The organism is Kitasatospora sp. NPDC098663, from assembly GCF_044760075.1.
Classification (GTDB): domain Bacteria; phylum Actinomycetota; class Actinomycetes; order Streptomycetales; family Streptomycetaceae; genus Kitasatospora.
Window position 1 is genome coordinate 1 of sequence record NZ_JBIWAP010000096.1, and the last position, 11,261, is coordinate 11,261.

Genomic DNA, 11,261 nt, shown 5'->3' on the forward strand with positions numbered 1-11,261 from the left:
GAACCCGGAAGCTAAGCCTTACAGCGCCGATGGTACTGCAGGGGGGACCCTGTGGGAGAGTAGGACGCCGCCGAACAATCATTCACAGAGAACCCTCATCCGGGAGACCGGATGGGGGTTCTTTGCATTTGCGGAGATTCAGCCTGGTGGCCGGCTCCGCTCCGATGGGCAGCGACACAGCGACACAGCGGCACAGCGGCACAGCGACATGGCAACACGGCGACACAGCGGTGGCGCGCAGGACAGGCAGGGCCCGGGCGGGGTGTCGAATGCCTGTTCGCGGGGGTGCGTCGGCGCGGGTGGATGCGGGAAGAACAGGGGGAGAGGTCGCCTCTCGGATGCCGTGGAGGACCGATGCGCCGGAACGGACGGGTGGCGGATGCCCTGCTCGCGTTGCTGAGCCGGGACTGGGTGGGAGTGCCGGTCGCGGTGCTGGTGGTGGGCGTGGGGGTCGGGCTGGTCGGGGGCGGTGCGGGATGGCTGGTGGCGCTCGGGTGCTTGGTGGTGGCTGCGGGTGTGGTGCTGGCGGTCGGTGCGGCGCGGCATCTGGTGCTGGTCGGCCGGGGCGCGGGGGTGGGCGGGGCGCCGGGGCGGCTGGTCGGGGTGGGCGGGCGCCGGATGCACGTCCTCGCCGAGGGGGTTGCCGGGGACGGGCCGACGGTGGTCTGGATGCCGGGCGGGCACGCGCCGGGCGAGGAGTTCGGACAGCTGCACGCGATGATGGCGGCCCGGACCCGCTCGGTGCTGGTCGACCGGTTCGGCTCGGGCTGGAGTGACGTCGGGCCCTTCCCGAGGACGACGGCGGCCGAGGCGGAGGAGCTGGTGGCCGCGCTGGAGGCGGCGGGAGAGCGGGGCCCGTACGTGTTCGTCGGCCATTCCTTCGGCGGGCTGCTGGTCGCGAATGCCGCCAGGCGGCGGCCGGACGTGGTGGCCGGACTCGTGCTGCTGGATCCGACGCCCCTGGAGGTCATCGCCTTCGCGCCGCCCAACCGGCTGGTCGCGGGCATGCGCCGGGATTTCCTGCTGACGGCGGTGCGGCACCTGTTCGGCGTTCACCGGGGCCGCGGCCGTGGCGGTCGGACCGGCCACTTCTGCGCCGCCGCGTCGATCTTCGCGGAGCTCTCGCCCACCGGCCTGGCGGAGGTGGGCTGGGAGACCGTGGTCTACGACGGGGACCTCGGCGACCTGCCGCTGGTGCTGGTCATACCCCGCGACCTCACGGGCGGGGACACGGTGCTGGCGGCCGCCAGGGACGCCGCCGAGACCGAGCGGATCGGTCGCTTCTACCTCGGGGCCCGGACCCGCTACCTTGCGGCGTCGACCGCGTCCCGGGTGGTGCACACGCCGGCGGGCACCGGCCATGACTTCCCGACCGAGGAGCCCGGGTTCGTGGTCGGGGTGGTCGCGGATCTGCTGAGCGAACTGCGCGGCCTCAGCCCATGACCGTGCGGGCGGAACCGGTCCGGATGGGGCGGCGGCGGGAGAACGCGCCCAGGTCCACGACGTTGCCGGTGTGCTCGCAGCGGTAGCGGACCGGGTCGCCGTCGTGGTCGTGGCCGGCCTCGACCAGGTCGATCAGGGTCGCGAGGTAGCGGCCCACCAGCGGTGCGTTCTTGAACTGGTTGCCGCTCGTGCCCATGGCGACGTAGTAGCCGTCGAGGGCGGTGCGGTCGTAGATCGGGGTCCAGTCGTCGGCGACGTCGTACACGCCCGCGACGCCGACGGGCCGGCCGGGGACGGTGATCCCGGGGAAGCGGCGGGCCGCGCGGGTCACCTGGGTCCGGAAGCGGTGGGCGGTGGGGCGCGGGTCGGCCTCGTCCGGGTCGTCGATCCACTCCGGTGGGTCGCAGGCCGGCTGGGTGCCGCCGATGAGCAGGCGGCCCCCGGCGGCCGGGCGCAGGTAGGTGCCGAGGTCGAGGTCGGCGACGACCGGAAGCGGCCCGGAGCCGGCGGTGGGGCCAGTGGTGGAACCGGTGGTGGAGCTGTCGGGTGCGGCGATCTGGTGGACCTCCTCGCGCATGGGGCGTACACCGACGGTGAAGTCGTCGCCGACACCCGCGAGCCGGTTGACGCCTCCGGACCAGGGGCCGGCGGCGTTGACCACGACCGGCGCGGTGATTCGGGCCCCGTCGGCCAGGCGGAGGCCCGCGACGCGGTCCGCGTGCCGGTCGACGGCCACCACGGTGCGGTGGAACAGGAAGCGCGCACCCAGCTCGCCCGCCGCGTCGGCGAGGTTCTGGGCCGCGAGCTGCGGGTCGTCGACGAACCCGGCGTCCGGGGTGAACAGGGCACCGAGCTCGCCGGCCGGGCCGTCGAAGAAGGCGTCGTCGTCCACAGGCTTCGGCGGCCAGTACCGGCCGGCGTCGATCCCGGGCAGGCGCCCGCGCAGGGCGGCGGTGTCCCACCGTTCGTACGGGACGCCGGCCAGGTCGAACAGGGCCGCGGTGTCGGCGGGTTCGGGGAAGGGCGCGTCGAGCAGCACGGCGCCGGTGCGGCGGAAGACCGCGAGCGGGCGGCGGTCGGTGGTGAGCCGGAGGTGCTCGGGCCAGGACGCCCACAGGTGGAGGGACTCCCAGGCCGTGGCGACGCCGTCGAAGGTGGAGTAGTTGAACCGGACGATCGCGCTGGACGCGCCGGTCGATCCGTGGCCGGCCGCGCCGGCCTTGTCCACGACGACCACCTGCCGTCCGGTGCGGGCGAGTTCGAGGGCGACGGCGGTGCCGATCACCCCGGCCCCGACCACCACCGCGTCGGGTCGGTCGACGGTCATCGGGACCTCCGGGAGGGTGGTGGGCCGGACAGGCGGGGGACGGAGGCGAGGAGCTCCCGCGTGTAGGGGTGCTGCGGGTCGCGCAGGAGGGCGACGGTGGGGCCCGTTTCGACGATCCGACCGCGCTGCATCACCGCCACGGTATCGGAGACGTAGCAGACCGCGGGCAGGTTGTGGCCGATGAACAGCATGGACAGGCCGAGCCGTTGCCGGAGTTCGCGGATCGTGTTGAGGACGGACGCCTGCACGGAGACGTCGAGGGCCGAGGTGATCTCGTCGGCGATCAGGAGGCCCGGTCCGACGGCCAGGGCGCGGGCGACGGCGACCCGTTGGCGCTGGCCGCCGGACAGCTGCCGGGGCAGGCGGCCGGCGAGCCGGGGGTCCAGCCCGACGAGGTCGAGCAGCTCGGCGACGCGCTCGGCACGGGCCGGCCGGTCGAGCCGCTGGAAGACGGTGGCGGCCTCGACGAGGGTCTGGCGGACGGTCATCCGGGGGTCGAGCGCGGTGTCCGGATCCTGGAGGACGATCTGGACCAGTCGGCCGAGCCGGCGCCGGGCGCGGACGGTGCGGACCCGGACGTCCTGGCCGTCGACGAGGACCCGGCCGCCGTGCACGGGGGCGAGCCCGACGATCGCGCGCGCCAGGGTCGACTTCCCCGAGCCGGACTCGCCGACGAGCCCGAGCGTGGTGCCGGCCGGGACCTCCAGCGAGACGTGGTCCACGGCGGTGACCGGGCCGCGCGGGCCGTGGTGGCGGACGGTGAGGTCGCACAGCCGCAGGCCGGTCATGACGGGTCCGCCTTCACCTGGTGTTCCGGCACCTGGACCTCTTCCACCGGCTGGGGGTTCCAGCAGGCGACCTGCTGGAACGCGTCGACGCCGTCCAGGTGCGGAGTCTCCCGGGCGCAGCGGTCCAGCCGGTACGGGCAGCGGGGCTCGAACGGGCAGCCCGGGGTGGGGGCGATCGGGTCGGGCGGCGTGCCCGCCACGGTGGGCAGCGGCCGGTCGCGGTCCGCGGTGAGGTCCGGTACCGAGGCGACCAGGGCCCGGGTGTAGGGGTGCCGGGCGGCGGTGGCGAGCCGGTCGGCGGGGAGGGCCTCGACGACGGAGCCCGCGTACATCACCAGGACGCGTTCGCAGAATCCGCTCACGAGCGCGATGTCGTGGCTGATGAACAGGACGGCGGCGGAGGTGTCCCGCCGCAGGTCGGAGAGCAGTTCGGTGATCTGCCGCTGCACGGTGGTGTCGAGGGCGGTCGTCGGTTCGTCGGCGATGATCAGGCCGGGCCGCATCATCAGGCCGGCGGCGATCATCACGCGCTGGCGCTGGCCGCCGGAGAGCTGGTGGGGGCGTGACCGTAGCAGGGCGGGGGGCAGGGCCACCCGGCGCAGGGCGTCCTCGGCGTCCCGCAGGGCCTGGGTGCGGCTCGTGCCGAGGTGGGTGCGGGGTGCCTCGGTGAGCTGGGTGGCGATCCGGAGTGACGGGTTGAGCGCCGTGGCCGGGTTCTGGAAGACCATCGCCAGGCCGGTCGCGAGGTGCTGGTCGCGCTGCTTCGGCGTCATGGCGTCCAGGTCGGCGCCGAGCAGCCGGAGGGTGCGGTGGGAGACCCGGGCGCGTGCGGGGAGCAGGTCGGCGATCGCGAGCGCGGTGAGCGACTTGCCGGAGCCGGACTCGCCGACGAGTCCGACGATCTCGCCCGGTCGCAGGGAGAGGCTCACGCCGCGGACGGGCCGGATCACGCCGTCCGGGGTGGGGAGTTCGACGCTCAGGTCCTCGACCTGGAGGACGAGGCCGTCCTCGGCGGGCCCGCTCGGCGCGATCGGCCCACCCGGCGCGACCGGTCGCCGTGGTGTACGGCCTGCCGGGCCGCGCCGGGCGGCGCTCCCCGCCAGGACCTCGCCGAGCAGTTGGAACGTCACCGCCGCGTAGAGGATGGCCAGGCCGGGGGCGAGGGCGGGCAGCGGCTGGGCGTAGATCCGGTCGAGCCCCTGGTTGAGCAGCTGCCCCCAGTCGTAGCCGGGCGGTTGGACGCCCAGGCCGAGGAAGCTCAGCCCGGAGAGCGCGACCAGGGAGGTGCCCGCCGCCGTGGTCGCGCTCAGCAGCAGCGGTTCGGCGATGTTGGGCAGGACGTGCCGCCACAGCAGCCGGTGCCGGCGCAGGCCGAGGACCCGGGCGGAGGCCAGGTGGTCGGTGCCCGCGACGGCGGCGGCGAGGGTCTGGGCGAGCCGGGCGAAGCCGGGTACACCGGCGACGGCGAGGGCGAGCATCGCCCCGGCCGCGCCCGCGCCGAACACGACCGCGAGGAAGAGCGCGACCAGGAGTGCGGGGAAGGCGAGCAGGAGGTTGATCAGTGCCGCGAGCAGGCGGCGGGCGCGGGGGCCGACGACGGCGGTGGACGCGCCGAGGAGGATGCCCGTGCCCGCGCCGATCGCGGTCGCGGCCAGCGCGAGCAGCAGGGAGGGCCGGGTGGCGGTCAGGACCCGGGCGAGCAGGTCCCGTCCGAGGTTGTCGGTGCCGAAGGGGTGGGCGGTGGAGGGGCCTTGCAGCACCGCCGCGGGGTCGGGCAGGTCGGCCGCCGCGCCCCAGACGGGCGGGCCCGCCAGCGCGAGCACGATCAGGGTGGCCAGCATGGCGGTGGCGGCCCAGGCCATCGGCGAGCGGAGGTACCCGGTGGGTAGGGGCATCGGGGCCTCAGCTCTCCCGGATCGTCGAGCGCGGGTCGAGCAGCGCCAGCAGGATGTCGACCAGGAGCGCGGCGAGCAGGACGGTGGTGCCCAGGATCAGGACCATCGCCTGGATCACCGGGTAGTCCTGCGAGCTCACGGACTGCGCCAGCGCCGAACCGATGCCGGGCCAGGCGAAGACCTTCTCCACCAGCACGGTGCCGGCGATCAGGGCGGGCAGCAGGCCTCCGGCGACGGTGAGCGCGGCGGTGGCCATGTTCGGCGCCGCGTGCCGCAGGTAGCGGCGTGGCGGTGACAGCCGCTTTCCGCGGGCGGTGCGCAGGTAGTCCTCGGACAGCACTCTCAGGGCCTCCACCCGGACGATGCGCACCAGGACGGCGGTGGGCGCCACGGAGAGCGCGAGGACCGGCAGGACGAAGGACCCGGCGCCCGCCGTGCCGGCCACCGGCAGCAGTTGGAGGCCGACGGCCAGCAGCGCGGAGAGCCCGGCGGCCAGGACGAAGTCGGGGATCCCGGCCAGGCCGGCGGTGAACGTGGTGAACGCCAGCTCGCTGCGCGGGTGCCGGCCGTCCCGGGTGCGGACGGCGGCGAGCAGACCGCAGGGCAGCGCGACGGCGAGGGTGACGAGGAAGGCCAGGCCGGCGATTTCGAGGGTGGCCGGCAGCCGGGTGCGGACGAGCTCCGCGACCGGTGTCGAGGTGACCAGCGAGGTGCCGAGGTCGCCGTGCACGAGGCCGTCGACATAGTGCCGGTACTGGGCCAGGAAGGGTTCGTCGAGCCCGAGTTGGTGCCGGCGTGCGGCCACCAGGGCGGGGGAGGCGTCGACGCCGAGCGCCGCGCGGACCGGGTCTCCGGGCACCAGGCGGATCATCGCGTACGAGGCGGTGAGTACGACCCCGAGCGAGAGGAGCAGCCGGGCGGTGCGCCGGCCGAGGAACCTCGTCCACGGGTGCCGCAGGAGACGGGGCACGAGGCGCCGTGGCAGACGCGGCGGAGGCGGCGAACGGCGGGGTACGGTCACGCGGGATCCCCCGGTCATCGGTGCAGGCGGATGCTGGTGGGGATGACCTGGCCGCCGAAGGTCGTGGCGAAGGTGGTGCTGCGTCCGTACACGGTGCTGCGGCCGTCGGCGATCGGCAGGGCGTCGGCGGAGCGGAAGAGCGCGGCGGCGGCCCGGTTCCAGGTGGCGCAGCCCGCGGTGTCCGGCTCCCGGAGGGCCTGGGCGACGAGGGCGTCGTATTCGGGATTGGCCACGCCCGCGAAGTTGAGGCCCTGGGCGGGCGTCGGACCGGAGAAGAACGGGACGAAGCCGACCGGCAGGGCGAAGCCCGGGGAGGTGCCGACGACGACGTCGAAGTCGCCGGTCTGGTACATGGCGTTGACGAGGGCGGGCAGGCTCTCGGTGACCAGCTTGACGTCCGCGCCCAGTGCCGTCCAGGACCGGGCCATCAGCTCGGCGACGGGTGCCAGCGTCGGGCCGAGGTCGGGGCTGGTGATCAGGCGGAGCCGGAGTGGTCGGCCGTCCTTGGTGAGCCGGCCGTCGGCGGCGCGGGTCCAGCCGGTGGCGCGCAGCGCCTCGGTGGCGTCCTGTGCGGGCAGGTTGGCGGCGGCGAGGTCGGCGTGGCAGACGGCGCCTTGCGCGCCGAAGTCGGTGGCGGGAGTGCCGGTGCCGCCGACGGCGACGTTGGCGAGCCCCTGGCGGTCGAGTGCGGACACCAGGGCCCGGCGCAGTGCCGGGTCGGCGAGGGGGCGGCCGGGGCGCTGGTTGAAGAAGGTCAGCCCGATGACGGTCGCCGCGTCGGCGGTGGCCAGGCCGTGGCCGGTGAGCCGGGTGCGGTCGGGCCCGTTCACGCTCGCGAGGTCGATGCCGCCGGTGAGCAGCAGGTTGGCGGCGGTGGAGGCCTGGGGCACCACGGAGATGACGATGCGGGCGGGGAGGCCGTCGGCCGCGGTGGTGGCTCCGGCCGGTCCCCAGGTGTAGCCGTCGCGCACGGTGAACTCGTACGGCCCGCCCGAGGTGTAGTGGGTCAGCACGTACGGTCCGGTGCCCTGGGTGGAGCGGTCCAGCGACTGGGGCCGGTCGAGGCCGGCGGGGCAGACGATCGGCAGCAGTCCGAGCGTGCGGGTGAGGAACGGGAAGGGGGCGGTGGTGGTCGCCGTCACGGTGCCGGTCGAGTCGTCGGCGCTCGCGGTGTACGGGACGGTGGGCAGGACTGTCTGGGCGCCGGCGAGCTGGTGGGCCGGGTCGCCGGCGTAGGTGAGTGCGCGGGCGACGGCCGTGGCGGTGAGGGGGGTGCCGTCGGAGCAGGTGGTTCCCGGGCGGAGGGTGAAGGCGGCCGTGGTGGTGGTGGCCTCCCAGGAGGAGGCCAGGCCGGAGACCAGGGTGGCGTCGGCGGCGACGTTGACCAGCGAGTCGTAGGCGTAGCGGGCCGGAGCGGCGCCGAAGGCCGTGTACGGGTTGAAGCTGGGCGTCTCGCTGGCGGCCGCGATCCGTACGGTCCCCCGGTCCACGAGGGGACCGGTCGTGGAGGAGGGGGCGACGCTGCCGCAGCCGGTGAGGGCGCCGGCCGCGACGGCCGCGGTGGTCAGGGCAGCCGCCAGCGGGACCGGCAGGGGGCGACGGGGCATGGCGTCATGGTGCCACCGAGTGCTGACGCTGGCGAGTCAACTCACCTGTACGGCAGGACTGTTCGAAAGGTCTGGGCCGTGTGCCGCCTTGGCGGGCGGAAGGGGGCGCGGGTGGCGGGGGCCGATCCGGTTCACACGTTCGGGGGAACTCGACGGGCTCCGATGAATCAAAAAGCATATGAGCGGATTGTAGGGTGGGCATTTGTTCGTTAATCCGAGCTACAAAAAAGGGCTGAGAGCACTCGCATGAGTGAAACCGCATGAGAAGGTTTGGCTTCGATGGACCCGGCTCGACTACGGTGAAGCGAGAGCGGGCGGTTGGTCCATCGAGTACGGAATTCGTCCCGGCGGGAAATCCGGCGGGAGCGTCGAATTCCGGACTCGGGTGCTTCCGTCCGCCTAGTCGTGCGGTGCTCCGGTGCGTCCGCAGTTGCCCGGGGTCCCTGTCATACGTCCGCGTAGAGAGGATGGAGCATCATGCCGCCCCTAGTACCGCCCTTCCTGGTCGGCCTCATCGTCGCGCCACTGGCCAAGCGTCTCCTCAAGCCGCTGGTGCGAGGCGTCGTCAAGACGTCCGTCGGCCTCGTCCTTGAGGTGAAGAAGGCGGCCCACGAGGCCGGGGAGAACATCCACGACCTCGCGGCCGAGGTGGCCGCCGAGGTGGTGGCGGCGCAGGTCTCCGCCGGCGACGGCGGGGCCCCCTCGGGTGACGGCCGGCGCCCCGCCGAGGTCGCCGTCCCGCACGGTGAGAAGGACGAGGCCGCCGCCCGGGCCGAAGCCGAGGCGAGGAGCCCGAAGATCCGCGCGACCGCCGGCGTCGGCAAGGCGCACTGACGGTCTGCCCGGCGACCCCGGCCGCCGTGTGAGCGCACTTTCCGACGGACAGATGGATATCGGAATGAGGCTCCCGCGCGGCGGCCGACTGCGGGCCATTCGGTAGCAGCAGTTTCCCCTCAAGAATTCCCGCCCCTGTCGCGGCAATCCCGTCCCTGCCCGTGACGGTTATTCTCGCGACCTCCGCAAACAGGTGATCGTACACATGCCCTCTCTGCTGGGTGCCGCAGCCGGATACCGCTCCGTGGACGTGGACGTGGACGTGCGCCCGCGCTCGGTCATTCCGGGCCGGCAGCGCTGGGACGTCAAGCTGGTCCTCGGGCGTCCCCGGACGGCCGAAGTCCTCGCCGCGGCCCTGCGGCGCGTCCCCGGGATCAGCGAGGCGCAGGCCAGCCCGGTCACCGGTGGGGTCCTCGTCCGGCACGACGCGCGGGTGAGTGCCGCGGACGTCGGCCGGATCGTCCGCAAGGCCGTCGCCCTGGTCATGGAGGGGCCGACCGGGGCGGGAAGCCCGGCGTCGGCCCGGCCGGACGCCGCACCGGCCCCGCGTCCGGACCGCGGCCTCGTCGTGCGCCCGGTCCTCGCCGTGGGCGGCGGGGTGGCGGCCGGCGTCGCCTTGATCCGCGGGTCGGCGCTGAGCAGGCAGCTGGTGGCACTCGGCGGGGTCGCGACCGCGACCGTGGCCGTCCTCCGGAAGGCCTGGCGGAGAACGGCCGACACGGCCGGTGAGCTGTCCGGGGCCGGAGCCGAACGGCACCCCCTGCTGGAGATCGTCGGACCGCACCGGCGGCGGCTCCTCCGTGCCTCCGCGCTCTCGATCGCCTGCCAGGTCTCGGAGATGGCGCTCGCCACCTTCCTCGGCTGGACGGCCCTGGTGCTCATCAAGGGCCAGGCCGCGCCGCTGGTCAGCCTCGGACTGACCACCGCGTCCGCCCAACTCTGGGGCCTGGCAGGGCTGGTGACCATCGCCTGCGCCGCCGTCGCGGGCCTTTCCTACACCTCGAACCTCCAGTGGCGCGGGCTCGGCCAGGACATCGAGCACGACTGGCGGAGCCGCACGTACGAGCACGTCCAGCACCTCGAACTGCGGCACCTGGAAGGCGAGCGGACCACCCGGATCGCCGGGGTGCTCACCGACGACGTCCGCCAGCTGGGCGCCTTCTTCGCCACCTCGGCCAACGACGTGCTGCAACTGGGCACCAGCCTGGCCCTTCTGGTACCGGTGTTCCTCCTGCTGGCACCGCAGATCGCCTGGATCGCCTTCCTGCCCATCCCGGTCATCGCCTGGCTGTCGCTCCGCTACCAGGACAAGGCCACGGCCGACTACGCCGCCTCCGGTGAGCACCGGGCCGGGCTGCACAGCCAGCTGCTGAACACGCTGGAGGCCGGCGCCACCGTCAAGAGCTTCTGCACCGAGGACTACGAGGCCGAGCGCATCGACCGGCTGAGCGCGGCGGCCCAGGAGAGAAACGAGCAGACCGACCGGGGCACGATCCGCCACGCCGAGACCGTCCGGGTCTGCACGACCAGCTCGATGGCCGGCACCCTGCTGATCGGCGGCCGGTCGGTGCTCAACGGCAGCCTGCCGTTCGAGGTGTTCAGCCCGCTGATCGGGCTGCCCCAGATGGTGCTGCTGCGGATGAACCGGCTCGGCGGCATCGTCGACCAGTACCAGCGCACCCTGGCCGCCTACGACCGGGTCCACCACCTGCGGGCCCTGCCCGTCGAGGCCGAAGGCACCGGCGGACCGCTCGGCACCGGGAAGGTGCGGGGCGAGATCGTCCTCGACGAGGTCACGTTCGCCTACCCCGGCCGCCCGCCGGTGCTGGAGGACCTCTCGCTGACCATTCCCGCCGGGCAGGTGACCGCCCTGGTCGGCGTCACCGGCTCCGGCAAGACGACGATCGCCAAGCTGCTGATGCGCTTCCAGGACGCGGAGTCCGGCGCCGTGCTGCTCGACGGGCGCGACGTGCGCGACCTGCCGCGTCGGGACCTGCGGGACGCGGTCGGGTTCGTCGCCCAGGATCCGTTCCTCTTCGACGGCAGCATCGCCGACAACATCCGCTACGGCAGCTTCGCCGCCTCGGACGAGGCCGTGGTCAAGGCGGCCATGATGGCCGAGGCGCACGCCTTCGTCGCGGCGCTGCCGGACGGCTACGACACGGTGATCGGCGAACGTGGCGCCGCGCTGTCGGGCGGCCAGCGGCAGCGGATCGCCCTGGCCCGCGCGATCCTCAAGGACGCGCCGGTGGTGGTCCTGGACGAGGCGACCTCCGCCGTGGACAACGAGACCGAGGCCGCCATCCAGCGCACGCTCCGCGGCTTCGCGGCGGACCGGACGATGGT

General features: G+C 74.0%; 8 protein-coding genes and 1 rRNA gene. 4 read left to right on the forward strand and 5 right to left on the reverse strand.

Going from position 1 to position 11,261, the window contains the following annotated elements:
• Positions 1–76 (forward strand): 5S ribosomal RNA (gene rrf / locus ACIQVZ_RS41495); the annotation flags it as partial.
• Positions 77–354: 278 nt separating this feature from the next.
• Positions 355–1,443 carry an alpha/beta fold hydrolase gene (locus tag ACIQVZ_RS41500; protein ID WP_402458086.1) on the forward strand — a complete coding sequence of 363 codons (1,089 nt, stop codon included), beginning with the start codon at positions 355–357 and terminating at the stop codon, positions 1,441–1,443.
• On the opposite strand, the gene ACIQVZ_RS41505 is transcribed toward ACIQVZ_RS41500, so the two are convergent.
• From ACIQVZ_RS41505 to ACIQVZ_RS41525, 5 genes are all read right to left on the reverse strand, one after another.
• Positions 1,433–2,770 carry an NAD(P)/FAD-dependent oxidoreductase gene (locus ACIQVZ_RS41505; RefSeq protein WP_402458089.1) on the reverse strand — a complete coding sequence of 446 codons (1,338 nt, stop codon included), beginning with the start codon at positions 2,768–2,770 and terminating at the stop codon, positions 1,433–1,435. The two genes, ACIQVZ_RS41500 and ACIQVZ_RS41505, sit on opposite strands and share 11 nt — an antisense overlap.
• Entirely contained in the window at positions 2,767–3,558 is a 792-nt protein-coding gene (locus tag ACIQVZ_RS41510; RefSeq protein ID WP_402458092.1) for an ABC transporter ATP-binding protein, read from the reverse strand. The genes ACIQVZ_RS41505 and ACIQVZ_RS41510 overlap by 4 nt, the downstream gene beginning before the upstream one ends.
• The gene (locus ACIQVZ_RS41515) at positions 3,555–5,453 is read right to left on the reverse strand and encodes a dipeptide/oligopeptide/nickel ABC transporter permease/ATP-binding protein (protein WP_402458094.1); all 1,899 of its coding nucleotides are present in this window, start codon (positions 5,451–5,453) and stop codon (positions 3,555–3,557) included. The genes ACIQVZ_RS41510 and ACIQVZ_RS41515 overlap by 4 nt, the downstream gene beginning before the upstream one ends.
• 7 nt (positions 5,454–5,460) lie before the next feature.
• Complete coding sequence (locus ACIQVZ_RS41520; protein ID WP_402458096.1) at positions 5,461–6,423, reverse strand: ABC transporter permease; 963 nt, start codon at positions 6,421–6,423, stop codon at positions 5,461–5,463.
• Between the two features lie 65 nt (positions 6,424–6,488).
• Positions 6,489–8,081, reverse strand: coding sequence for an ABC transporter substrate-binding protein (locus tag ACIQVZ_RS41525; RefSeq protein WP_402458099.1), 1,593 nt, complete (start codon positions 8,079–8,081; stop codon positions 6,489–6,491).
• Between the two features lie 477 nt (positions 8,082–8,558).
• On the opposite strand from ACIQVZ_RS41525, the gene ACIQVZ_RS41530 reads away from it, so the two are divergent.
• On the forward strand, positions 8,559–8,915 hold the full coding sequence (locus ACIQVZ_RS41530) for a DUF5132 domain-containing protein (RefSeq protein ID WP_402458101.1): 357 nt from the start codon (positions 8,559–8,561) through the stop codon (positions 8,913–8,915).
• Positions 8,916–9,120: 205 nt separating this feature from the next.
• Positions 9,121–11,261, forward strand: a 2,141-nt coding sequence (locus tag ACIQVZ_RS41535) for an ATP-binding cassette domain-containing protein (RefSeq protein ID WP_402458103.1), incomplete at its 3' end; no start/stop codon positions are given.

Excerpts from the sequence above, each read along its gene's own strand:
- ACIQVZ_RS41500 (WP_402458086.1), top strand. The coding sequence starts at position 355 with ATGCGCCGGAACGGACGGGTGGCGGATGCCCTGCTCGCGTTGCTGAGC.
- ACIQVZ_RS41505 (WP_402458089.1), bottom strand. The coding sequence starts at position 2,770 with ATGACCGTCGACCGACCCGACGCGGTGGTGGTCGGGGCCGGGGTGATC.
- ACIQVZ_RS41510 (WP_402458092.1), bottom strand. The coding sequence starts at position 3,558 with ATGACCGGCCTGCGGCTGTGCGACCTCACCGTCCGCCACCACGGCCCG.
- ACIQVZ_RS41515 (WP_402458094.1), bottom strand. The coding sequence starts at position 5,453 with ATGCCCCTACCCACCGGGTACCTCCGCTCGCCGATGGCCTGGGCCGCC.
- ACIQVZ_RS41525 (WP_402458099.1), bottom strand. The coding sequence starts at position 8,081 with ATGCCCCGTCGCCCCCTGCCGGTCCCGCTGGCGGCTGCCCTGACCACC.
- ACIQVZ_RS41530 (WP_402458101.1), top strand. The coding sequence starts at position 8,559 with ATGCCGCCCCTAGTACCGCCCTTCCTGGTCGGCCTCATCGTCGCGCCA.